Raw genomic sequence first — 23,079 nt, forward strand, 5'->3', positions numbered from 1 at the left:
CTAAAATTTGACATTAATACCAACTGTGTACACTTTCATGATCCCGTAGGTCCACTGGTTGCCCAGACTTTCAGGATCCATTAATTTCATAGGAGTAAACACGAAAGGATTCTGCGCATTCAGATACAGCCTCACTCCCATGGCCCCCACTTTCCTTACTGCCTTTACCGGAAGATTATAACCCAGCTGGATGTACTTCACGCGGCAGTAAGCCCCGTTTTGGATCCAGAAATCGGACGAAAGTTTGTTGTTCGCTGGTGTATTCGAAAGCCTTGGAAACCGTGCATCCGTGCGCTCGGGAGTCCAGTAACGGTCTGCATAGTAAGTAGTTGGAACACCTCCGTCGGCTGTCTGATCCAGCGGATAAGCCAGCATGCCAGTCAATCGCTGGTCGCTTTTCCCGGTTCCCTGCAACAACATTTCGATATCAAACTTTTTGTGCGCCAGGCGAATATTGGTAAAGTAGTTGACCATCGGGACAGGGTTACCGATTGCCTCCTGATCCTGTGCGTCGATCTGTCCGTTCCCATTCAGATCAAGGTAGCGGATATCCCCTGGCTTGGCCCCTACTACGGACGGAACCAAGGGTGTACCACTTTCTGCAAAGTCACTTTGCTGTAACAGCCCGCCCGTGCGGTACCCATATATGCTGCCGATCGGCTGGCCCTCCTGGTTGATACTGGTACTTGTCAGATATGGCCCGTTTTGCAGTTCCAGAATCCGGTTCTGATTGTAAGAGAGCCCCGGCTTCACCGACAGGTTCCAGTTTTTGCCCAACTCCTTAAAATAATTGAGAGACAACTCCCATCCCCGGTTTCTTACCTTTCCGGCATTGATAGGCACATTACCCATTCCGCCCACATAGGAAACCTGTGGTTGCAGGATAATGTCTTTGGTTACTTTATCATAATAGTCAAATATCAGTTCAAAGCTGTTGTTGAATAGCCCAACGTCGATTCCGACATCGAAAAGCCCGACGGTTTCCCAGGTAATATCAGGGTTACCCCAGATGTTCTCGTAACCGTTTGTGCCTTCTACCAATGTCTGGAACCGGTACAGTCCGATATTTTCGTTCCCCAGCAAACCGTAGGAAGCGCGCAGTTTCAGGTTATTAATGCCGCGCACATTCTTCAAAAATTCCTCCTGGTGCATATTCCATCCTACCGCCGCAGAAGGAAAGAAACCCCACTGATGCCCCGGCCCGAATTTGGAAGAACCGTCCATTCGCGCGGTTGCTTCCAGCAAATATTTGTCCTTAAATGAATAGTTTAGTTTGGTATAACCCGACACCATCGTATTCACATCCCAGTAACCCGAATTATTTTTTTCTGTTGAAAAACCACCAAATGCATAAAGACGGTGATCGTTTTTAGTGAAAGTGTAATCTGCATTGGCAGCCATGTACATATAGGTCCCGCGCGCAAAACTTGCACCCCGCTGCACCCCCCAGCTTTGCACCAACTGGTTTGTTCCGTAATCAAAGAAATTGTACGCGTCCGCTACCGTCCGGTCCTGGTCGCTGTTCAATCGAAAGCTGAACTGCCCTTTCAGGTTAAAGTCCGGAAAAATCTCCCATTTAGGCTGGATATTAATCAATGCCTGCCCGCTTTCGAAATCCCGGTAACCACCTTTCTCGGCGTACGCAAGTGGGTTCACAATATCCGCGTACCTGCCGTACATGGTGCGCCCGTTCTTTTCAGGGTATTTGGGTAAAATAGTCGGAGGCACACGGTACACGTCTTCCAGCATCCGGTTACCCTGGTTGGCATCCGGACGGGTATTGTTGCGTGTGTTTCTTTTTATGGCTAACAGATCAACGTCGAAAACAAAGCTTTTATTTACCGTAATGGACGTATTCGCACGAATGTTGAAACGGTCCATTTTGCTAAGCGGGATCATTCCATCCTGGTAGAGATAGTTGGCTGTTACCGCAAACCTGGCTAGGTTATTGCCCCCGTCAAGTGAAATGGAGTGGCTGGTGATCGGCGAGTTTTCCCGCACGATCAGGTCCACCCAATCCGTATTCGGGTACATGATCGGATCTGAGCCTTCTGCTGTTTTCTGAATGACTTCATCCGTGTAAAAAGGCTGGTTCCCTGAGTTGACACGCGCTTCATTGTACATGCGCATATACTGCGGCGCATCGACGAGTTTTTGCAAATAGGTAGGCGATTGCGAACCGACATAACCATCGTAAGTCACCGAGATTTTGCCTGGTGTACCTCGCCTTGTCGTGACCAGGATCACACCATTGGCCGCCCTGGCACCATACATGGCTGACGCAGCCGCATCTTTCAAAACCGTGACACTTTCCACAGTTACAGGATCAATGTGGTTCATGTCCATTGGAATCCCATCAACCAGAATAAGCGGGTTGGAATTGCCCAGCGTACTGATACCCCGAATTTTGATCGCCGCTGCGTCGCCGCCTGGCATGCCTGAGCTTTGCTGCACCTGTAAGCCGGTAACCCCGCCTTGCAGCGATTGCGACAAGGTTGTGATCGGCTTTCCGCTGATCTGCGAAGCGACATTCATGGTTGTGATTGAACCCGCAATGTGTTTTTTCTTCTGTTCCGTCTGTCCCACAACCACCGCTTCATCCAGGCTCGCAATTTCTTCCTGTAATGCGATGATCAGGTTGGAATTTGCTGATTTGGCAACATACTCCATGCTTTTGTGACCGACCATCGAGAACACCAGAACCGCGTCACGTGGCACATCGAGTGCAAAATATCCGTTTTCGTCCGTCGATGCGCCTTCGTTCGTTCCTTTGATGGCGATCGTTACGCCGGGCAGCTCGCGGGGCGGTTCGTGCGTATCGAACACTTTTCCCTTGATCGTGATCTCATTGGGTGCAACACGGGTCGTTTTCGATATCTCTTTTTCTGCTTCTGATGCCGAGGGAATCGCAGGCAATTCCTGTTTGTATCCTTCCAGCTGCCCGGGAGCGAGCGCCTCAGGCTTCATAAACTCGCGCGTCCTTTTCTGGTCCAGTAATACATACGAGCCCTTTTTTACTTTCCTGAACTGAATTCCCGTCGGTACCAGCAAGGATTTCAGGTTGTTTTCAAATGAGGCGCCGGATCGTATCGAATTGCCCGGTACGAGGATTTCGGGAAGGATCTTTTCTTCAAACAAAAGGTCAACCTCGTACTTTGCTTTCAGCAAAAGCAACATTTCTTTGAGCTTCATCGCGCGCTGAGGCTCTGCTTGCTGCGGAACTTGCTGACTTTTCAGCTTTGCCAGCAGCTGGCCGGATACGAGCGTGGGTAAAGCACTGATTGCAAGCAATAGGAATAGCCGTCGGACTGATAATAGTCGTTTCTGCATAATCAGTTGATTGGGTTAGGAAGTAAAGAAAAAAGTTAAGGGATAGGATTAATCAGGAATTGTTTTTTGGTTTTGACGATCTCGAAACCGTACATGACCGACATATTGGTCAATAATTCTTCGGCACTCTCTGCGGGAAAAGAACCGGTTGCAGTTCTGAGGGCGAGGCCTTTATCAGGGATATGAACCTCCACACCGAAAACTTCCCGGATCTTGCGGGCCACGGCGCTCAACGGGGTATTATCGAACACAAAACGATGTTCTTTCCACGCCATTTCCGCGGCAAGCTCTTTTTCAGACAACATTTCAACTTTTATTTCACCGCTTTTCACGATCGTCGCGCGCTCTCCCGGCTGCATGGTTCGCGGCTTCTCGGCAGCGGCGGAAGACAATCTTACTTTTCCTTTGTTCAATACCACATTGGTAAGCTGCTCACGGGCATGCACGGTGAACTCCGTTCCAAGCACGGTTATGAGGGAATTGTCCATCGTATGAACCTGAAAAAGCTGGTGATCAGGTAAGTGCTTAATGGCAAACTCCGCTTCACCTTCCAGAAATACATTCCGGTCCGAAATACCAAATGTCCAGCGCGGAACCCGCAGAACTGCGTTTGCATTGAGGGTAACCCGGCTTCCGTCGGAGAGGGTTATTTCTTTCATTTTCCCGAAACCGGTACTGTAGCGCTGGTAGCGGATCTGATCCCTGTTGATAAAACCCGCAAACGTGATCAATGCAAGGAATACTGCCGCAGCAAGGTAACGATATCCAGTAAACGTTTTTTTATCCTCAAAAGCAGCAGGAATAGAATGTACTTTTTGTGGCTCCTGCATATATTGATCAAAACGCGCCAGCGGCTCCTCCATTCGTGGATCGTAGACCGGGAAAGTCATCTCCCACTCGGCCAGCCAGGCATAAAACAGATCCTGGTTGGCTGCTGTCTGCAGCCACTCTTCGATCAGCTTTTTTTGAAGCACCGAAGTGCGGCCAGCGAAATGTTCAAATAGTAAAGGTTTGCTTATCAATGACATAATCGGCTTTAATAGCTTATTTGAGATTTTAACAGAATGAAACAATAAAGAGCACGACCGACTCTACCCAATAATGCCGCAGCCCGTGCCGGATCACATTCAGCGCTCTTGATATATGCGCTTCCACAGTTCGGGTAGACAAATTGAGTTCCGTGGCGATTTCCTTGCCAGCTTTGCCTTCAAACCGGTTCATCACAAAAACCTTCTGACATTGCGACGGAAGTCCCTGAACGAGCGTGTTCACCTGCTGGTAAAGCTCCTCGTACTGCATCATTTTTTCGGGTAAATGGGAGGCAAGGGGATCGTTTTCGATGATGGCATCGAGCGATAGTGTCTTGTTCTGTTCCTTTTGTAAGTAATTGAAACAACGGTTCCTTACCGACCGGAATAGGTAGGCACCGTAAGATATATTGATCGTGCAGTGAATCTGGTTGTCCCAGAAATTACAGAAAATGTCGGCGACTATATCTTCTGCAATGTCTTTGGAATACACAAACCGCACTGCATGGCTGCACATTGGCTTGTAGTAGCGCTTAAAAAGCAGCTCACAGCCTTTTTGAACGTCCGTTTCAAATGTTTTACGGATAAAGAACTCTGTATCCGCCAAACCATCCAGTCCTGCTTCCGGCATAGCTTCCTCCCCTGCTGCCTTCAAAGCGCGCTCGTCTCCCGCGTTATCAGAAGACTCCAGACTGATGATTCCGATCATATGTAACCCTGTTTTACTTTCCAAGGTATGACAGATCACCGGTTAAAATTACCTAGTCGTTTTAAAAAGAATTTTGTGATATCCACTCCAGAGCTCAGAATCGCCATTATTAGTCTATGCTCACATTACTGTACGCTCACGTCTAACTTTATTTTCCCATTTATATAAACGATGCAAATACATCTAAGACAATGTGTTATACCTGTTTTTTGTACCTTGGGAATGCAACGATAATTATTGCTAGACCTGCACGTTAAATGGAAGTAAAAACACACTTACTGCACCCGGCTCTCCATGAATATGTCCTTAACATATTGACGGTTGATTTGACGCTGATGGATGGAATTAGTGAGGTGGTGACACCCTTTCCGCCTTCGCCTTTTCAATCATTGATGTTTTATTGCAATGATCCTGTATCGATGGGCCGTCCGGGGTCAGCGAGTTTTGAAGTGCAGCCACTTGTCTTGCTTACCGGGCCCCAGCTTTCCCGGGTAAATGTGAAAGTGCACAAACGTCTCAGGTCGGTACGCGTTGACTTTCTGCCGGGCGCCATGTACCGCATCTTGAACGTTCCCATGCACGAGTTGGCTGATGGCGGCTATGATGCACTGGACTTTTTTGATGCCGAAATGCAAAGCGTCAATGAACGCTTACAAAATATAGGCAACATACAGGAAGGTAAAAATATAGTTGAAGAATTCCTTTTAAAAAGGGTAATCGGTCTCAGAAAGGCGTTGCCCTTTGATGCTGCCATTCGCGCGCTCTTGGCAACTAATGGTGCCATGTCTATTGAGAAGACGGCGTCACTTTCCTGTCTGAGCTTAAAACAATTTGAAAGGACATGTAAAGAAAGAATAGGCATGAACCCGAAATTTTATGCCCGCATTTTAAAGTTTTCCAAAGCGTACAGGCTTCGGGAAGATTTCCCGCAAATCAGCTGGTTACAAATAGCGCACGAGGCAGGATACTTTGATCAAATGCACATGATCAGGGACTTCAAGATTTTTGCCGGGGTAAATCCTTCTGTTATAGAGCAAGAACTGCGTTCAACCCCGCTGCGTATGCAAAAGGACATGCGTTACTGAGAAAATGTCGATTTTGTACTAGGCACAGGGTCAGCCTGCAAGATAGATTTGTGATAAAAAAAATCATGAAAACATCTCATCTGCCAATATTTATCGCGTGCTTTCTTCTCATTTGCAATCAGTTAAATGCGCAGTCTTATGAAGGATTGACGCATTTAAAGGGATTTAAAACAGATACTTATTATAGTAGCGGGTCGGAAGCAAAGGCCAGGCGCATGGCGCAACAACTCGATAAAGTGCAAGCATTCTACACCGAGCTGTTACAGTTTACGCCGACAGTAACCCTGCTGATACTCTCTCCGGGTGATTGGAAGAACTTCACCAAATTCCCTTTTTACGGTATGCCTCACTATACCAGCAATAAAACGCTGATAGTTGCTGCCGAAAACAATGATCACTGGAAAAGCATGGTTCCGGCTACTGACAAAATTCCGGCCGCATATGTCGGGCCCGTTAAAGAAGCCTATACAGATAAAAATGGCGGGCTAAATATGGAGCCATTCTTTGACTTACTGGCAATCCATGAACTGGGTCATGCCTATCATAACCAGGGCGGTTTGGTCATGCAGCGCAGGTGGATGGGCGAGTTATTTCCAAACATTTTGCTTCATACTTACATTGCTGAAAAGGAGCCTGAGCTTTTGAATGCGCTGACTACCTTCCCTAAAATGGTCGTTGCGACCACTGACAGGTCCACATTGAAATATACCACATTGCAAGAGCTGGAAACAAATTATAATCAGATAGGCCCGAATTACCCGCAAAACTATGGTTGGTACCAGTGCCGCTGGCATATTGCCGCCGGCGAAATCTACGACGCAAGCAACACTGATGGCCTTAAAAACTTATGGAATACACTAAAGACCCAAAGAGAGATTTTAGGTGATCCCGAACTGGCTGAGCTATTGAGTAAAAAGGCGCATAAAAGCGTTGCAGATGTCCAGTTGAATTGGGATAAAGCAGATTCCAGGCCATAGCTGATAAGAATACGACTACCCAATTTTAACAGACGTTATTCTCAGATTGTGCACCATATTTCCGCTGCCAATGATCAGCACTCCTTTTTTTCGCAGCGCCATTAGTTCCCTTGCCAGATCGTAATGGTATTGAGGCCCTTTAGTATAATCAATGCTCAGTTGAAGCACTGGAATTTCGGCCTCCGGATACATATGTCTTACAACCGTCCAGGTGCCATGGTCAAGTCCCCAGTCATGATTAAGCTCCACTTTTGCGGAACGAATGAGCCCGGCAGTTTCTTTGGCTAATGCTGGATTGCCCGGTGCAGGATATTGCACGGCAAAAAGTGCCGGCGGAAATCCACCAAAATCATGGATTGTTTCCGGAAAATCCATTGCTGTGATCTTGGTGCCATTGGTAAACCAGTGCGCCGATACCACCAGCACGGCAGCTGGCGTAGGGATTTCCTTGGCCATTTGTGTCCACCTGCTTCCTGTGGCAGGTATTGGCGCTTCCGCAATTTTTCGGCGTCAGAAATTGTTTCACGGCATACTCTTCTGATTCGCTCAGTTGTACCTTCTCGTTGAATTTGCTAAAAAACACCTCATACATAAGTCATCCGATTTGGACAAACAATCATCTACATCACAGCTCAAAGGGAGCTTTCCAAAAGATAAGCAATCAATAAAATACTGATTAGGAAAATGACTCCGGTTAGAAGAGTGGTCAGTAAAGTCGTGGGTTTATAATGCCCGCTTTTAAGCTGTTCTTCCGTCTTTCTGTCTTGTAAAAAAGCGAATAGGATAGCCAGTGTGCCCAAGGCGACAAGAATAATGCCGATCATGGATGAATATCGATGCGAGGGTGTAGAGACTTTCGTTTGCAGTACAAAGCCGATCTGTTTTACAAACAATGAAAATTTAACAACCACGAAGCCAAAGGCCATAATCCCAATTCCAGTCCTAACCCAGGCCAAATAAGTCCTTTCATTGGCCAGATGATCATTAGGCTTGAATGGGGATAGGTTATTGTTTTCTTCTAAGCTCATGTAACTGATGCTTGGTTAATAGCAAATATGCTGATTAGACACTAGTAAAGTCCGTACTACATTCAAATATAATCAGATACTTAGTAAATGAGTTTGTCTATCATGTTACTGGGTTAACATTTAATAGAACTGAATTGGCGTGATATAGGCTTTACCACTGGCAATTGAAGGGAAAAGAAATCCAAGACCAGACAAAATAGTGCAATGTGATTTGGGTCGGCGTTGGTAACGCCCCTGCCCTAACCCTGCCTTGACTAGCTCAAAGCAAGGACCAGCGCGAAGCTGTCTTCCAGAAGGCGATATTTGACTATTTTACCTTTTGAAACAGTAATTTCCGTAAAGAAAAGTGATTTGAAAATCTTGTCTGTTTTGAGCATTCTTGTTTCAAAATACCCCGAGGTGATTACCGTATCACCATCGACAGCGAAAGCTTCGATCGAGAAGTTCGAATTCAAAGAGCCTGTAAGTGGATTCGTCGTAGACAAAGAATGACAATGGTTTTTATCCTACTTAGTAATTTCTCCATCTACATTAAGCAGGGTTAAATCAAGACTTTGGAAACGTTGACATAGGTCAACACTTAGGGCAGATTGAAATCGTAGCTTTGTAAAAAAACAATGAAAATCAAACTGCTAATATTAGTTCAATTGCTTCCTACAATTTTAATTGGGCAAGCGATTAATGCCGGTAAAGAAGTTTCTACCCAGGCAGGCGCCTATATTAACCCATCCTACCAATTAACGCTGGACGCCGCCGTTGCACTTGTAAAGCAGGCAAGAGCTTGCGCTACCGATTTGGGCAAATCAGTTACCATTTCAGTTTTGGATGCAGCTGGTCAGATTATTCTCATTAGCCGCCAGGAAGATGTTGGCCCCTATAATACAGAAGCGTCGAGAAGAAAGGCTTACACTTCGGTTTCGACCAAAAGTCCTACCCTAGCCCTAGCCCGAATTGCAAGGTCCAACCCGGATACAGAAAACTTAGCCAACCTTCCTGAACTATTGCTACTGGGCGGCGGCCGACCACTATGGTTTAAAGGTCAAGTTATTGGGGCCATTGGCGTCGCAGGTGGGGGAGTCCTGAGAACGACGACTTGATCGCAAAATCAGCTGCCATGCCGCAGACAGGAATATTTACACAACCTAATTAACTTTAACAAAGATGAAAAATTTAGTTCTCACGCAGGGGCAACTAAGCTGACAAACTGAATCGGTTGTTGTTGTTGTTTCCTTAAGCTAATTCAAATGAAACATTCCTAAATCTTGGTTTGTAGTGTATTAATTTCAGCCATAAATATCTTTGGAGGCAGCTACCTGGACGCCTTTTCGAGCAATTTCACAATACCGGTAAAGTTCCTTGACCTGGCATGCTGCAATGCAGTAACCCCGTCTTTGTCCGCAATATTGACATTGCACCCTGCGCCAATCAGGAGCTCAACGATTTCAATATGTTTTTTGCCGCCATTTCCGAGAACAACCGCCTCCATCAACGCTGTCCAGCCCAGCCGGTTCACATGATCGATGGGAAAACCTTTGGTTGCAGTCAAGATCCTGACCACTTCAACGTGCCCTCTTTCGCAGGCGGGAATGAGCGCAGTTCCGTTGTACCGGTTGAAAACATCAAAACGGGCTCCTTTACTTAGGAACAACTTCACAAATTCCGTTTGACCTGACGCGCCTGCCAGTAAAAAAGGACTGTTAAGCCGGCTATCCTGTCGGTTCACATCGGCTCCGCGCGCGGTAAGCAGCCTGGCCATTTCAAGATCGCTGGCTTCGGTGGCGATCAGCAACAGAGACTTGCTGTTTCCGTCCTTCGTCTCTACATCCGTTCCTTTTTTCAATGCTGTCTCCACAATCGTATATTGTTTATTTTTTACAGCTTCGATAATAGAAATTTGTTGTTCAGGCTTATGGTCCATGTCAGTGGCTGATGAGCAGGAAGTCAAGAAAAGGAGTGAAAAAAAGAAGAATAAATTTCCCATGGTTTCAGTATACGATTTTTTCCCTACCAAGATCGCATAGGCAGCTATTTTTCACCACTTTTTCTTAACCTTAGTTTCCCTTCCCCGATTATTTGCCGCCATTCGTCGATTATCCGCTTCTCTACCTGGCTGGTTGCCTTACTTTCGAAATGCAAAATAGCACGAGTTGTCCAAACCAAAACAATGTTCCTTATGAAGACCATTCTATTTGCCAGCAGGTCATGTATCGTTATTGCTATGCTTATTTTCAGCTCCTGTTCAGAGCTTAGGGAAGAAAAAGTTTTGAGTACAGCACTCAAAACCGGGCCGGAAAAATATATTCCCGAACTTGCCTACCCTGGCATAACTGGTATAGAAAAGAAAGGTAAATTGTTTGGAGAAGAGATTACCTATCATCAGATCGACGGAGAGGCGGTATTTGAAGGAGACATCATTTTGTCAAAAGAACAGCTCAACGAGGAAGCTGGTTTACGGACCCAAGCCGCCGGCGTTCCATCCAAAGCGCGGCGCTGGACGAATGGAATCGTTCCTTATACCATTGACAAATCACTTACAAACGCATCTGATATTTATAAGGCGATGATCCATATCGAGTATTACACGCCCATTCGGTTTGTTCAACGCTCTAATCAAAATAACTATGTGACGTTCAAAAACAGCCATGGATTTTCTTCTTCTATCGGCATGAGCGGTGGGCAACAATTCGTTAATCTTGGTCTTGCATTCAATTATGGGGGCGTGCTGCATGAGATCTGTCACACGTTAGGCCTATTTCATGAGCATAATCGCGACGACCGTGACCAAACAATTACTGTTCATTACGGATATCCCGGGTTTCGCCTGACACAGGTGTTGCTATACAGATCAAAGCGGTCACTGAGGCAAAGGAGCTAGTGGCCTCCAACGGATTTTTGTATTACATTAAAACCACCGCCAGGAATACTACCGGCATTTACAAAGTCAATCCATCCACTAGCCTTACTTCCCTTTTCTCACCATCCATAGGTGAATATCCGAGGATGATGTCCTCCGAGGGAAGTTTGTACGTTACTTACTTAAGTGGATTCTACAAAATAGATGCAAATGGAGACCATGTGGAGATTTCTTCCTTATGGCCAATCTCTAATCATATGGCAGCACTGAATCCTTAGAATCATAAGATGGTAAAACATTTCAGAGCCGCTGTTGAAATTATTGGCGGCTTTGCATCTTTCCACGTTGTCGACAACCCCAAAAATAGTAACGTGCTGTCATTGTGTACCATAAATTATCTAACCTTGCAGCCCTTAATATAGAATGCGAATGTTATAGCGCACATGCACCAAGCCAGATAGAGAATGCCCTGATTAAGCTATTTCTTCAAGGAAAGCATGCCTGCCAGTAGTTCCTGATTAAACGCTCCGATGGTTGTGGTATAAAGCAGATCCTTAATTTGGTCGCGGATTGCCTTGAACTGGTCATGGAGCGGGCATGGGTTGATTTCTGAACATTGCTTTAAGCCCAATGCGCAGCCATAAAAAAGTCCATTCCCGTCCACCGCTTCTACAATGTCGCTGATGAGCTTAGATAGAGCATTATTTTCAATGTAAAAACCGCCATTAGGTCCCTTTGCTGAACTGATTATGCCTTTCCTGCTTAAATCCTGCAAGATTTTAGCCAGATACAGTTCGGGAGAATCGGATTATCTGATTTCTGCCGGAAATAAAAGACCTGTTACGTGGATTCATGGATGCCGGGGTTACCGGGTGCATGCTTTTAAAGATCATGTGCGTGAACTTGGCGAAAAGCATGACGCAATGTCGGTTCACACCTTTTATGACAAGATTGAACAGCAAATTGAAGATGGTTATTATGAAGGTTTTGTGGATCTCAGTAAGGTGCAGCAAGCCATGCAACCCGATGCCCAATATTACATCTGCGGACCGGGCGCTTTTATCAAGAAACATTTTGACTATCTGAGTGCGCAGGGTGTTGCGCGCGAGGCTATCCATTTTGAGGAATTTGGTCCAGCCACATTGGCTGTGGAATAATGGCCGAGAAGCTGGCCCAGGCATTTATCTTGATTCTGTACCACTGCTGCCATCCATGCCTGCGATACTTTTGAAATGCAATAATGCATGAAACGCAAAAGTTTTCAATCATGGATACGTTCAGTTCAAAAGATTTTCATCAGACATTTGCACGGCCACAGTTTCAAAAACCGGCCTATCTTATCCATAAGAATGTGGAAAACGCCGGAGAGCACAACCAGTTCTCAACAGAGCGCAAGCATCCTGTCTTCTTCGTGGATCTGCCCAGCAAAAATGTGAGCATGACCATCGGCGGCTTGTTACCAGGCCAGCTGACCAACAGGCACCGTCATACTTACGAAACGGTACTATATATTCTGGAAGGCAAAGGATTCACTGAAATCGAGGGTGAAATAGTGGAATGGGAAAAGGGAGATGCCGTTTACATTCCTTCCTGGGCATGGCACAGACATCAAAACCTGAGTGATTCACAGCCGGCAAAATACATTGCCTGCGAAAACGCGCCCCAGCTTCAAAATCTGGGCGTTGCGCTCCGCGAAGAAGAAGGAAGAGATCTTTAAAACCATTCAAATGAAGTCTTCATGCCGGAGACTTCATTTCACTTTTTTAACCATTGATAAAAATGAAAAATGTTCCATTCAAGGGGATCATCGCATACCCTATTACGCCATTTGACGAAAATGAAAGCGTAGATCTGCCCCTGTTCAAGACACTGGTTGAACGCCTCGTTGCATCCGGTTCGCACGGCATAGCGCCACTGGGAAGCACTGGCGTGCTGCCATACCTTACAGATCAGGAAAAAGAGGCCATTACCGAGGCTACGATCCAGCAAGTTGCGGGGCGCGTGCCGACTTTGGTCGGTGTGTCCAACCTTACCACCGAGCGCACGATTTATCATGCCAGCTTTGCCGAAAAAGCAGGCGCAACTGCGGTCATGATCATTCCAATGAGTTACTGGAAACTGACCGATGATGAGATCGTCAACCATTATGATGCCGTCGCGTCCAAAATCTCTATTCCCATCATGGCATACAACAACCCGGCAACGGGCGGCGTCGATATGTCGCCTACCCTTTTGAAACGGTTGCTAGAAATTCCCAATGTAACCATGATCAAAGAAAGCACGGGTGATGTGCAGCGTATGCATGTGCTAAAAAGAGAACTGGGCGATGATGTGGCATTTTACAATGGCTCCAACCCGCTGGCGCTCGCCGCTTTTGCCGCAGGCGCCGAAGGATGGTGCACCGCCGCACCCAACCTGATCCCCGAGCTCAACCTAAGTCTATACGACGCAATTCAAAACAATGATCTGGCATCAGCTCAAATTCTTTTTCTCGAACAACTCAATCTGCTCAGGTTCATTGTAGCCAAAGGCTTGCCCCGGGCAATTCAAGCAGGGCTCACAATTCTTGGAGAAAACGCAGGGCATTTGCGAGCGCCGTTGCAACCACTTACGAAAATTGAAACCACAGAACTCGGGCATATTTTGGAAACCACCAAAGTGGCTTTTGACTGAAATGTTCAAACAACAAAAATCATCCCTGTTTTAAATAGGGATGATTTTTATTTGCTATACGATCTACATTTCCGAAAGCGGCTTCATTTCATAGCCCTGGTAATCGCGGACAACGTCCATTGATAAGCCAATGCATCAACGATCTTTCCATCAATTTCAGCCATAGTCCGGGTTATTTTACCTTGTAAGGCAAGGTCAGTTTGCCAGAAAGCACGCTATAAACATTAACAACACCCAGCATCGGCTTATCCATGGACATGCCATCTGCCGGAGCGGACACCTGCATATAGCAACTGACGGCATCGTAATTGAAATCCACCTTATTATTGACCCTGTATGTAGGCACTGAAACGCGGATTGCGCTTTGCTGGGTAACGACCTGATAACCTGGCGAATCCATATACATAGGCATGTCGGGGGCTGTTTTAGGCTTTGAGATTTTATCTGCCTTCTTATATTCCTTTACCGAGAGTCCGCCTTTCACGCGCTCGTCTTTCACGAGAATCACCCAGTGCGGGTGCCATACAATTCCGTCATTGTCAAACTTGCCGTCGGCATTCTCATCCCAAAGCGGGCTATCGTCAAAATCAGGATGCGAAGTAAGGGCAAGGGCCACAATGCCTTCGGTTGGATTAAAACCAATGTCTTCCGGCTTCAATGTTGTAGGAAAAACGTATCCTAAGACAGGAGCCATATCCAGTTTGCCAACCGCAGTTGGCAGCGTCTTTCCGGCCGTTCCTTCCACGATAATCTCAAATTCGAGTGATCCGTATTTTTTGTTATGGATTACCTGCGCTGATTTGATCTTAAAATCCTTTGAGTCTTCGTATTTTTTGCAATGTTCGCATGCCATGGCGGCCGTGATGGACAGGATGGCAGCGAGCGTGAATATTGTCGTTTTCATGTTTTGATTAGTCAAGATAAATTAGCTTTACCGGCAGGGTCCTGCTGGTCTATTCTTCAACCTTTAACATCTTCCAGCGATGCGCCGAAATTGATATGCAGTACATTGCCATTTGGCGTAAGCAGCGCGGGAACCGATTTAATCCCTGCACCTTCCGCTTCGCTGATACGGCTGCGGTCTTCCCCGATATTTACGACTTCAACCTGATCTGCTCCTATTAGATTAAGAATGTCATGCTCTGCACTGACGCATACCGGGCAACCTGCGTGATAGAAAATTGACTTGCTCATTTTTGTGATATTTGATAGCTGTGGCACCATTGCCGATCCAAACTTAGTGAGGAGCCCTAACGATACTTGCTGGACCATTTTGAATTAATAATACTGGACTATCTGGCTCAGCTCCGACTTATCCAACTTTGTAAAATCATAATAATCACCTGAACCTTAACAGTTGGTAGAATGCATGCACATTTTACTTTGGCCTGTTAAAATGAGACATTTAAATAAAACCAGCTAGTCCAATGCTTAGACCCTGGAAATTGGAAATCCGGATTGATCATAAGTCACAAAAGCCCGTTTATCTGCAAATCGCTGATGCTGTCATTTCAGATATTCAATCCGGAAGACTTAGTAGCGGTGATGCTTTGCCGGGAAGTCGCAACCTCGCCGAAATGTTACATGTGAACCGGAATACCATTGTAGAAGCATTGCATGTGCTGCTTAACGAAGAATGGATTGTATCCAAGGAGCGGAAAGGGACATTTGTTGCCGGCACACTGCCGGTGTTCAGCAGGCAGCGTAAGACAGAAATCACCACACCGGATCAAAGTCTACCCAAGCAACATTACAGGATCATTTTTGATGATGGTTATCCAGATAGCAAAATCGCGCCCGTGACCGAGCTGGGGCGTGGATACCGGCAGATTTTCAACAGGAGTGCACGATGGCAAATGATGGGTTACGGCTGCGAATTTGGTCATGCGGATTTCATCGAAGCCATTGTACAAATGCTCAACCATCAACGTGGCATGCACGTCAGCAGCAGTTCCGTTTGCGTGACGCGTGGCAGCCAGATGGCTATGTATCTCGCTGCCCATTGTATTTGTTCAAAAGGCGATTTTGTCCTGGTCGAAAATCCGGGTTACCAGCCTGCCTGGAAAGCATTTGAAATGGCTGGTGCCACCTTGCTGCCTGTACGGGTCGATAAGGACGGTTTGGTTACCAGCGATGTGATTGATCATTTGAAGACCCACCCGAACATAAAGGCTATTTACACAACACCACATCACCAATATCCGACCACGGTAACATTAAGTCTGCAACGAAGGCTTGAACTGATCCGCTTGTCCAACGCTCATGGATTTACCATCATTGAGGACGATTACGACAACGAATTTCATTTCGGGTACCGTCCGGTGCTTCCGGTTTCGAGCTTCGCTCAGCTACAAAATTTTGTGTACATCGGCACGATGAGCAAAGTTGTTGCGCCTGCCTTGCGCATTGGCTATCTGGTTAGTCACGATGCTTCGCTGATTTCAAAAGTGGGTGAGCTGCGCAAAATTATTGATGTTCAGGGTGATAGTATTATGGAACAGGCCGTTTTACAGCTGATCCATGACGGAACGATAAAACGCCACATTAAAAAAGCAACAAGCTACTACAAAGCAAAGCGCGACTACACGGTTTCGTTGCTGAATACTTATCTAAAAGAAAAGGCTGACTATACAGTTCCGGAAGGCGGTCTGGCGATTTGGATACAACCAAAGCAAGCGCAAAACTGGCGGCAGATTAAAGACATGATGGCCGCAAGTGGCGTCAAAATACTCACACCGGAAAATTATAGCAACGCCCCGTCGGTCAACGGCATCAGGCTGGGTTACGGATCACTTTCTGAAAAGGACTTAAAAGAAGGAATAGTGCTCTTAGCCAAACACTTGACTTATACTTAAGATGAATATTTATACCGTTTGATCCACAGGCAATTCTTCAATTGAAATTACTTTAAACAAATAAAAAAATGGCAGATCCAATTCAACTAGTGCCCGGTAATTCACTCATTACCCCTACTCCGGAAGAAGGCAGACAGCTTGCAATCAAAATGGCAAGGCTGATCATTAAAGCCACCCAGCCAGATGCAGCCGTCCGGGAAAAACTTAGGTCTATATACGCTCAGGATGCAACAATGCTCGTTTTGATTGGACAAACTGTTGCCACCGAATTTGCCACAATTGCAGCAGCTAATAGTTACTGGCAAAAATGAGCAGTTGGTAGCCGAACTTACACAATTCAAGCTTACCAGGCATGCAGTAATAATTTGTAAATAACCCTCCTTAACAAAGATAAGCCATGGCTGCCGACAGCCGTTGATCCGATATGATAAATGCTGGTATCCCATGCGTTAGTCGCATCTTTTTAGCAAGGTTGCAATCTGCTTAAACTGTATTGGCCACTCCGGCCGATAAGGAACTATTTGAAGGCAATTGTTATTACCTGCTATAATTTTACTGCTCTTCACGTTTTTGCTACCTGATCCCCCTGCAAAGAAGCCAAGCGTGATTCGATATGAGGTCTCAGCATCTGTTATGTAGGTAGTTTTATTTGTATTCATATTATGAAAAGACCAAGAGTAAAGATTTGTTGCATAAGCAGTGTTGCCGAAGCAATGCTTGCTATTGAATATGGTGCGGCGGCATTGGGTCTGGTGGGGCATATGCCAAGCGGACCGGGTATAATTAGTGATGAGCTCATCAAAGAAATTGCTGAAAAAGTCCCCCCTCCTATTGCAACTTTCCTGTTAACCAGTGAGACAAAGCCGCAAGATATTATTGCCCATTATAAAAAAGCAAACACAACAACTATTCAAATTGTTGACGAGCTGGAAAAACGGGAATATGACGCACTTCGCAAGGAATTGCCAAATGTTAAACTCGTTCAGGTCATCCATGTTACGGATGAAAGCGCAATAAAGGAAGCAGTTGAATTATCAAAATATGTCGACGCAATTTTGCTCGACAGCGGCAACCCAAACTTAACGGTTAAAGAGTTAGGCGGAACCGGGCGAATCCACAATTGGGAAATAAGCAGACGAATCAGGCAATCAATAAAAATACCTTTATTTCTTGCGGGCGGGATAAATAAAGACAATGTCAGACAAGCCGTTGAAGTGGTTCAACCTTTTGGACTGGACCTTTGCAGCAGCGTTCGTACAGATGGAAAACTGGACCCGGAAAAACTTAGAGGTTTCTTCAATGCAGTCGAATTATGAAATGTTGTTTTGACCCAGAACAGGGTGTTATTATCTCCTTATAGTTCTTCAATTCGGCGACCACAACCGACATTTCAAAGTCCTTTATCAGCATTTTAAAAGTTTTGAATTTTTCCATGAAGCATCCTTTCCAACCTTTGTGTCATTGGAAATGACTTCCCTGCATTCCCATTGAAGTCTTATCAGAAAGCATATACTTAGCCATGAATTTAAAAGAAACACTCACCTTCGGAACAATGATGTTGTTCTTGCTTGCCTGTCAGAATAAGTCAGAATCCACAAGCACATCCGAAACAAGTACGCTTAAATTAACATTTAACGGAAAAACAAAGACTTATCACGACGCCAACATTTCCGAAGGAAAACTTGGATCAATCGAAAGCATTGGAATCACCGCTGGCTCTGACGGCTCTGATTACCTCTCATTAACTGCCTACGGTTCGCAGGCAGGGACTTACCCATACAAACAAGACATTAACAATTACACGCAGGTAAGCCAGGTTGAATACAAGATTGACGGGACTGTTTTCAATAACTATTTTGCCCAAATCTGCCCGGACAAATCCGGCTACCGCTCGACGAAGGGAGAAATAACAATCCTCGAATACGAGCCAGGAATACATGCCAAAGGAACGTTTTCGGGTGCATTGATTGATGCCAATGGCGACGAGCAATGTAATCCAGACAGCGCCTCGTTCAGCGGGGAATTTGACATTGCTATTGACTGAACTGAGACAAAATCTTCTTTGAAAACCTGAGCAATCTCTCAATGTAATGCTAGGACAGCCGCATTGCCCGCAACAGTATCATTTGTTTAAATAACCGATTTTATGAAATGCAATATTTTCTGGCTCGTACTATTTTGTACGGGCCCACAACTCCTCCATGCCCAATCCCTGCGATTAGGATACTTTGGCGAGACAATTACGCATTATGGCCTTCGCTTGGCTTATGAAAAGCCTATCGCGACGTCAATATCTGCCCGCAATGCAAAACGAATACTTTACGGTTCGCTGGGCGTTTCGGGATACAGACATCCTCAAAATCATATTGGTCTGATCGTATCGCCGGAAGTCGGTTTTCGCCGGATTGGAAAGAAAGGGGCGCTCTTTGAATTTGCGCTTTCCCCTGCCTACTTCCGCTATTTCCTGGAAGGTAAAACCTACGAAGCCACCTCGGATGGTGATTTTGACCGGGTACGGTTTGCAGGTGGTAATGCATTTATGCCCACCGTATCGCTTGGCGTCGGCCACGATTTATCAGTTCGCAAAAAAGTGCCGCTAGCCTGGTATGTAAGACTGAACCTCATGCAGCAGCGGCCCTACAATACTTCTAACCTGATCCGCTTTGCCCTTGAAGCAGGCACTTTAATTCCGCTAAAAAAACGATGAGATTACTTACAAGACTATTTCTGATCTGCACCATTATCGGGCTGATCAGTTGCAAGGAAAAAGATGCGCAGCCGCGCGAAGACGCCACAATTTTCCTACGACATAAAGGTGCCAATATGCCTATCTGGGTGAAAGGAAACAGGCAGCCTAACAAGATTGTACTCTTCGTACATGGCGGCCCGGGCGATTGCGCGATGTGTTACCGTTATTATCTCAAGGACTTGGAAGAAAATGTGATGATGGCGTATTGGGACCAGCGTGTAGCCGGTGCATCGTCGGGCAAAGTCGATCCGGCGACATTGCGTTATGCACAGTTTGGTGAAGATATGGAGCTGGTTGTAAGCTTGTTGAAAAAGCAATATCCCGACGCGCAGGTATATCTGCTCGCACACAGCTTTGGCGTTGAGCTTGCCTGGCAATATTTGACGACAGGCGATAACCAGAAGCAGGTTGCTGGCGCAATGATGGTTAATGGCATGTTCTCTTATTACCGCTGGCTTTACCAGGTGCGGGAATGGGCATTAAAGCGCGCAAAAGAAAAAGGCAACAAAGAGGCCGAAGATTTTTTGATAGCCAATCCTGTCACGCCGCAAAATACCGGAACAGTAAATTGGGAAGGCATTTACCGGTGGATGCACAAGCTGGACGGCAACCCGGTTTCGCTGTATTCAGACAAAAAATATGTGATCAATTACACCTTTGCCTCGCCTAATACAGCGCTCGCCCAGTTTACCCACAGCAAAGCCTATGGCTACTACGGCGACATTGAAAGCCGCACATTCGAGAAGGGAAATCTGTTACAAAATGTGCGAATTCCAGTCGGCCTTTTCTGGGGTAAAAAAGATGGGATTGTGCCATTTGAAATCGGATTGGAAAGCAAAGATTTATTGAAAAACACACAGGTAACCCAGGTAACATTTGAGCAATCCTGGCATGAGCCGTTTATTACTGAAACTGCTGAGTTTGCAAGTGCAGTGCGGGCGTTTGTCGGGCAGAAGTGATTGGTTGGTATTAAGAAACCGGCAATGCTTTTCAATTTGCAGGTGCCAAGGTGCATAGCGCCGAAGTAAAAAATTAGTCCTCAATAACAAATTCTCCCAGATTAAGAAAATGCAATTCCAGATCTTACCGCTATCCGAAAATGACTTCACCGAAGTGACTTCCGTTTGGGAAGCGTCGGTGCGTGCCAGCCATCATTTCCTTTCAGAAGCCGACATTCAGTTTTACAAACCATTGATATTGAAAGAATATTTACCGATTCTTAGTCTGTTCGGCATTCGTGCTGCATCCAGAGGAATCGCTGGCTTTATTGGGGTTGCAGAACGTAGGATAGAAATGCTTTTCGTGCATCCGGACGATTTCGGAAAAGGCATCGGCCAGGCACTATGCCGATTCGCAGTTCAAGAGCTAGGTGCCTGGGAAGTTGATGTCAATGAGGACAATAAGGAAGCTCTGAAATTCTACATAAAAATGGGCTTTAAGATTGTCGGGCGTTCTCCGCTAGACCCTAGCGGAAAGCCTTTTCCTATACTGCATTTGAAGGCCAATGACAGGCTGAGTTTTTATTTTGTAAACTAAATCAACAATGTTACAATCAAATGAACTATACCTGATCCCCATGAACTTGCACCATTTGCAACTATTGGCTGAAAGCAGGGAAAAACTTCAACAACACTTGAACCTCAATCCGTCGGAGCTAGAACTTAGCGACCCGGATTTTTTTAATGAGTTCAACGAGAGCATCACATCCTATTTATTACCGCAGGTAGCTGCTCATCCGGACACTTTTGAATGGTATACGAACTGGCTTGTTGTTGATAAAAAAACGCAGGTTATCATTGGCGGTATTGGTGTCTCCGGCTTACCTGATGAATCAGCTCAAACAATGATCGGGTATTTCGTTGATAAAAAATTTGAAGGAAAAGGGGTTGCAACCCAGGCTGTCAAATTGCTGACGCGCTGGCTATTTCAGAATGAAAATTTGCAATCCATTATAGCCGATATACCTTCGGGACATGTAGGATCTCAGAGGGTTTTGGAAAAGGCTAACTTTGAATTTAGCGGTTCAATCGAAGACGGACATCGATGGAAGCTAAGTAAAGCTAAAATAAATTGATGTGAGCAGCACATTTCCATGCTTCTGCCCTGCAACCATGCATCTGCTTTTGACTAATGAAATCATTCGCTATTCTACCAGATGCTGCGTTCGAAGATCAGATTGATTGCCTGTTCTCAAATTACGCAGAGCGATATTCACTTAGTGAAATGGCGGCCCCGATGCTCAATAATGAACTGTTTTTTTCCTTGGGAGATCAGTTTAGGATAGGTAACCAAGTATTTTATAAAGGGCAGCAAACCTCTGTCGAATTTTACCGCAACCACCCGTTAGCCCAGCCAGTCGAATCAAAGGGAGAGCACTTCACATTTGGTGTGATATTTAAACCGTGGGCATTGACGTTAATGGAGCGCTGTGGAAGCCAAGACTTGCGCCGTGTGCCAATTCCGGTAAAGATAAAAATTGTCAAAAGTTTGTTTATCAACGAGTTTGGGCAAGAGGACAACCAGCCTACGCCTGAATATTTGCACAACATATTTAGATTTATTGCTAATAAAATTGTGTTTAGAGCGCCTGGTGACACAATAAAGGCAATTCTAGAAGAGCTCGAAAGAGTGCGCACATTAGGCAAGCCCATCAATAGTATCATTGATCGCGCGGGCATATCTCACAAGTCTGTCATCGCTAGTTTTAGAAACCACATTGGCGTTACGCCGTTAAGGTTTGTCCATCATCATGCAGTGTTAAAAACACTTCCCGATTTACAGGCAGGAATCATACCGATTGCCCAAATTGCCGTCGACAATGGCTTCTATGACCAATCACATTTCAACAGGGTATTTAAATCGTTTATGCTTATATCTCCGGGGATATATCGACAAAGCTATTTCGAGGGTAAATTTCGTCCTATCATAGCATAAAAGCCGGTTTTACTTTTGTAGAAAAAAACCTATGCGTAAGCTGATACTTTATATCTCATGCTCCCTAGACGGATACATTGCAAAACCCGGAGATGACCTGGACTTTCTAAGCCTCGTCCAGAAAGAGGGCGAAGATTATGGTTACAAGGAATTTGCAACGAGTGTTGACACAGTAATTCTTGGCCGAAAAACATATGATTGGGTCAAAAACTCTGGTTTTGACTTTCCGCATCGCGACAAAGCCTGCTATGTACTTACGAGCCAGAATATGCCAAAAGATGGAAATATCATCTTTTATAAAGGTGATTTGACCTCACTCATACGTGATTTAAAAGCGAGCCAAGGGAAGAATATCTTTTGCGATGGCGGCTCGGAGATTGTCAATCAGCTGCTAAAAGACAAACAGCTGGATGAAATGATATTGTCAATCATCCCTATCCTGGTTGGGAATGGTGTGCGGCTATTTAAAGACTTCCGTCCGGAGCAAATGGTTGAGCTCCAATCAGCCAAGCACTTTGATACCGGGCTTGTCCAGCTTCATTATTTGATGAAATAAGTTGGTCACCGCTATTTGACTTGCCCGGCACGTGCTTTATCACACCAAGGAAGCTTCTTTTTGTTTAAGAGCTTCCTTACACCGTCAACCAATCGAGACCTCACACCTATAGTTAGGAACAGAAGAATCATTAAGTTCTTAAAAACCATCGTAAATCATAATGTAATAAGGTTGTGTAGGCTTCCCATTTTTAGAGCGGCGACGATTTAGATTTTATTGTTGATTGTAATAGTTAACTCTTCTTTTTTCACGGCATTTTCTTTCAGCAGTCTGCACTTTTGATTTGGGGTCAGTCCCTTCA

General features: G+C 45.5%; 26 protein-coding genes and 1 pseudogene. 17 read left to right on the forward strand and 10 right to left on the reverse strand.

Annotated elements, in window-relative coordinates; genetic code table 11:
• Genes L0660_RS08990 through L0660_RS09000 form a run of 3 tightly spaced genes read right to left on the reverse strand, consistent with a single transcriptional unit; the run spans position 1 to position 5,067 of the window.
• Positions 1-3,330: a TonB-dependent receptor gene (locus L0660_RS08990; RefSeq protein WP_235159194.1), complete on the reverse strand. Its 3,330-nt coding sequence runs from the start codon at positions 3,328-3,330 to the stop codon at positions 1-3.
• A gap of 35 nt (positions 3,331-3,365) precedes the next feature.
• A complete protein-coding gene (locus L0660_RS08995; RefSeq protein WP_235159195.1) occupies positions 3,366-4,358 on the reverse strand; it encodes a FecR family protein in 993 nt (330 codons plus the stop codon).
• A gap of 28 nt (positions 4,359-4,386) precedes the next feature.
• Complete coding sequence (locus L0660_RS09000; protein WP_235159196.1) at positions 4,387-5,067, reverse strand: RNA polymerase sigma-70 factor; 681 nt, start codon at positions 5,065-5,067, stop codon at positions 4,387-4,389.
• A 257-nt stretch (positions 5,068-5,324) separates the two neighbouring features.
• On the opposite strand from L0660_RS09000, the gene L0660_RS09005 reads away from it, so the two are divergent.
• Both L0660_RS09005 and L0660_RS09010 read left to right on the forward strand, forming a co-directional pair.
• Positions 5,325-6,152, forward strand: coding sequence for a helix-turn-helix domain-containing protein (locus tag L0660_RS09005; RefSeq protein ID WP_235159197.1), 828 nt, complete (start codon positions 5,325-5,327; stop codon positions 6,150-6,152).
• Positions 6,153-6,217: 65 nt separating this feature from the next.
• Entirely contained in the window at positions 6,218-7,129 is a 912-nt protein-coding gene (locus tag L0660_RS09010; RefSeq protein ID WP_235159198.1) for a hypothetical protein, read from the forward strand.
• 30 nt (positions 7,130-7,159) lie between these two features.
• Here the strand turns inward: L0660_RS09010 and L0660_RS09015 are convergent.
• The 3 genes and pseudogenes from L0660_RS09015 to L0660_RS09025 all read right to left on the reverse strand — a co-directional run.
• Positions 7,160-7,597: pseudogene (locus tag L0660_RS09015) on the reverse strand (dioxygenase); the annotation flags it as partial.
• A gap of 164 nt (positions 7,598-7,761) precedes the next feature.
• Complete coding sequence (locus L0660_RS09020) at positions 7,762-8,157, reverse strand: YidH family protein (RefSeq protein WP_235159199.1); 396 nt, start codon at positions 8,155-8,157, stop codon at positions 7,762-7,764.
• Positions 8,158-8,411: 254 nt separating this feature from the next.
• Positions 8,412-8,642 (reverse strand): nuclear transport factor 2 family protein, encoded by a 231-nt coding sequence (locus L0660_RS09025; RefSeq protein ID WP_235159200.1) that lies wholly within the window; start codon positions 8,640-8,642, stop codon positions 8,412-8,414.
• Positions 8,643-8,804: 162 nt separating this feature from the next.
• On the opposite strand from L0660_RS09025, the gene L0660_RS09030 reads away from it, so the two are divergent.
• Positions 8,805-9,254, forward strand: a complete 450-nt coding sequence (locus L0660_RS09030; RefSeq protein ID WP_235159201.1) for a heme-binding protein — start codon at positions 8,805-8,807, stop codon at positions 9,252-9,254.
• Positions 9,255-9,466: 212 nt separating this feature from the next.
• Here the strand turns inward: L0660_RS09030 and L0660_RS09035 are convergent, their stop codons facing one another.
• The gene (locus L0660_RS09035; protein WP_235159202.1) at positions 9,467-10,138 is read right to left on the reverse strand and encodes an ankyrin repeat domain-containing protein; all 672 of its coding nucleotides are present in this window, start codon (positions 10,136-10,138) and stop codon (positions 9,467-9,469) included.
• Positions 10,139-10,330: 192 nt separating this feature from the next.
• Between L0660_RS09035 and L0660_RS09040 the strand changes: the two genes are divergently transcribed.
• Positions 10,331-11,032 carry a M12 family metallopeptidase gene (locus L0660_RS09040; RefSeq protein WP_235159203.1) on the forward strand — a complete coding sequence of 234 codons (702 nt, stop codon included), beginning with the start codon at positions 10,331-10,333 and terminating at the stop codon, positions 11,030-11,032.
• 457 nt (positions 11,033-11,489) lie between these two features.
• On the opposite strand, the gene L0660_RS09045 is transcribed toward L0660_RS09040, so the two are convergent.
• Entirely contained in the window at positions 11,490-11,786 is a 297-nt protein-coding gene (locus tag L0660_RS09045) for an Rrf2 family transcriptional regulator (RefSeq protein WP_235159204.1), read from the reverse strand.
• On the opposite strand from L0660_RS09045, the gene L0660_RS09050 reads away from it, so the two are divergent.
• The 3 genes from L0660_RS09050 (at position 11,761) to L0660_RS09060 (ending at position 13,684) form a co-directional block, all read left to right on the forward strand.
• Complete coding sequence (locus L0660_RS09050; RefSeq protein WP_235159205.1) at positions 11,761-12,168, forward strand: hypothetical protein; 408 nt, start codon at positions 11,761-11,763, stop codon at positions 12,166-12,168. The two genes, L0660_RS09045 and L0660_RS09050, sit on opposite strands and share 26 nt — an antisense overlap.
• A 110-nt stretch (positions 12,169-12,278) precedes the next feature.
• Positions 12,279-12,728, forward strand: a complete 450-nt coding sequence (locus L0660_RS09055) for a cupin domain-containing protein (protein ID WP_235159206.1) — start codon at positions 12,279-12,281, stop codon at positions 12,726-12,728.
• A gap of 62 nt (positions 12,729-12,790) precedes the next feature.
• Complete coding sequence (locus L0660_RS09060) at positions 12,791-13,684, forward strand: dihydrodipicolinate synthase family protein (RefSeq protein WP_235159207.1); 894 nt, start codon at positions 12,791-12,793, stop codon at positions 13,682-13,684.
• 172 nt (positions 13,685-13,856) lie between these two features.
• Here L0660_RS09060 and L0660_RS09065 read toward each other — a convergent pair whose 3' ends face one another.
• Together L0660_RS09065 and L0660_RS09070 are read right to left on the reverse strand one after the other, a co-directional pair.
• On the reverse strand, positions 13,857-14,588 hold the full coding sequence (locus L0660_RS09065) for a hypothetical protein (protein ID WP_235159208.1): 732 nt from the start codon (positions 14,586-14,588) through the stop codon (positions 13,857-13,859).
• A gap of 56 nt (positions 14,589-14,644) precedes the next feature.
• A complete protein-coding gene (locus L0660_RS09070) occupies positions 14,645-14,878 on the reverse strand; it encodes a thioredoxin family protein (RefSeq protein ID WP_235159209.1) in 234 nt (77 codons plus the stop codon).
• A 233-nt stretch (positions 14,879-15,111) separates the two neighbouring features.
• Between L0660_RS09070 and L0660_RS09075 the strand changes: the two genes are divergently transcribed.
• The 10 genes from L0660_RS09075 (at position 15,112) to L0660_RS09120 (ending at position 22,778) form a co-directional block, all read left to right on the forward strand.
• Positions 15,112-16,539 carry a PLP-dependent aminotransferase family protein gene (locus tag L0660_RS09075; RefSeq protein WP_235159210.1) on the forward strand — a complete coding sequence of 476 codons (1,428 nt, stop codon included), beginning with the start codon at positions 15,112-15,114 and terminating at the stop codon, positions 16,537-16,539.
• A 68-nt stretch (positions 16,540-16,607) separates the two neighbouring features.
• Positions 16,608-16,850 carry a hexameric tyrosine-coordinated heme protein gene (locus tag L0660_RS09080; protein WP_233799368.1) on the forward strand — a complete coding sequence of 81 codons (243 nt, stop codon included), beginning with the start codon at positions 16,608-16,610 and terminating at the stop codon, positions 16,848-16,850.
• Positions 16,851-17,201: 351 nt separating this feature from the next.
• The gene (locus tag L0660_RS09085) at positions 17,202-17,855 is read left to right on the forward strand and encodes a phosphoribosylanthranilate isomerase (RefSeq protein ID WP_235159211.1); all 654 of its coding nucleotides are present in this window, start codon (positions 17,202-17,204) and stop codon (positions 17,853-17,855) included.
• A gap of 203 nt (positions 17,856-18,058) precedes the next feature.
• Positions 18,059-18,583 carry a hypothetical protein gene (locus L0660_RS09090; RefSeq protein ID WP_235159212.1) on the forward strand — a complete coding sequence of 175 codons (525 nt, stop codon included), beginning with the start codon at positions 18,059-18,061 and terminating at the stop codon, positions 18,581-18,583.
• A 102-nt stretch (positions 18,584-18,685) separates the two neighbouring features.
• Positions 18,686-19,246, forward strand: coding sequence for a hypothetical protein (locus L0660_RS09095; RefSeq protein ID WP_235159213.1), 561 nt, complete (start codon positions 18,686-18,688; stop codon positions 19,244-19,246).
• Positions 19,243-20,247 carry an alpha/beta fold hydrolase gene (locus L0660_RS09100; protein WP_235159214.1) on the forward strand — a complete coding sequence of 335 codons (1,005 nt, stop codon included), beginning with the start codon at positions 19,243-19,245 and terminating at the stop codon, positions 20,245-20,247. The genes L0660_RS09095 and L0660_RS09100 overlap by 4 nt, the downstream gene beginning before the upstream one ends.
• Positions 20,248-20,356: 109 nt before the next feature.
• Positions 20,357-20,824, forward strand: coding sequence for a GNAT family N-acetyltransferase (locus tag L0660_RS09105; protein WP_235159215.1), 468 nt, complete (start codon positions 20,357-20,359; stop codon positions 20,822-20,824).
• A 7-nt stretch (positions 20,825-20,831) separates the two neighbouring features.
• Positions 20,832-21,362 carry a GNAT family N-acetyltransferase gene (locus L0660_RS09110; RefSeq protein WP_235159216.1) on the forward strand — a complete coding sequence of 177 codons (531 nt, stop codon included), beginning with the start codon at positions 20,832-20,834 and terminating at the stop codon, positions 21,360-21,362.
• A 56-nt stretch (positions 21,363-21,418) separates the two neighbouring features.
• Positions 21,419-22,222, forward strand: coding sequence for an AraC family transcriptional regulator (locus L0660_RS09115; protein ID WP_235159217.1), 804 nt, complete (start codon positions 21,419-21,421; stop codon positions 22,220-22,222).
• 31 nt (positions 22,223-22,253) lie between these two features.
• Entirely contained in the window at positions 22,254-22,778 is a 525-nt protein-coding gene (locus tag L0660_RS09120; RefSeq protein ID WP_235159218.1) for a dihydrofolate reductase family protein, read from the forward strand.
• The last annotated feature ends 301 nt before the right edge of the window (positions 22,779-23,079 follow it).

It is taken from the genome of Dyadobacter sp. CY351 (assembly GCF_021502625.1).
GTDB lineage: Bacteria > Bacteroidota > Bacteroidia > Cytophagales > Spirosomataceae > Dyadobacter > Dyadobacter chenhuakuii.